Origin of the sequence: Bombella pollinis (genome assembly GCF_026385485.1) — a bacterium.
GTDB lineage: Bacteria > Pseudomonadota > Alphaproteobacteria > Acetobacterales > Acetobacteraceae > Bombella > Bombella pollinis.
In genome coordinates this window covers 1-309 of record NZ_JANIDX010000022.1, presented here as the reverse complement: position 1 = coordinate 309, position 309 = coordinate 1, and the positions used below count along the sequence as shown (strand labels likewise).

General features: G+C 48.9%; 1 protein-coding gene. It reads right to left on the bottom strand.

Annotated features, from left to right (window positions below; all coding sequences use genetic code 11):
* On the bottom strand, positions 1–309 hold a 309-nt coding region (locus tag NQF89_RS08840), incomplete at both ends, for a hypothetical protein (protein WP_266138004.1).

Genomic DNA, 309 nt, shown 5'->3' with positions numbered 1-309 from the left:
ACAGCTGCACTCTCCGCAACACCTTTTTCTACACCAGCGTCAATCATTGCCTTAATCGTCCCTTGGCGATCGGTTAGAAAGTCCCTTGCAACCACCTCTGCATGATTACGAACTACAGGCTTCGCAGGCGTCTTATCCAAAAAAGCCTTACTACAAATATGTACCTGCTCAATATCGTAAACAAATCGCCATGACCCAGAATTCGCTAAGCGAATACGCTCCTGCCTATCCTTATCCGGCGGCCCATCATCAGGAAACTCAGGATGCAACGCATCATACCCGCTCAACAGCAAACTCACATGCTGCGCA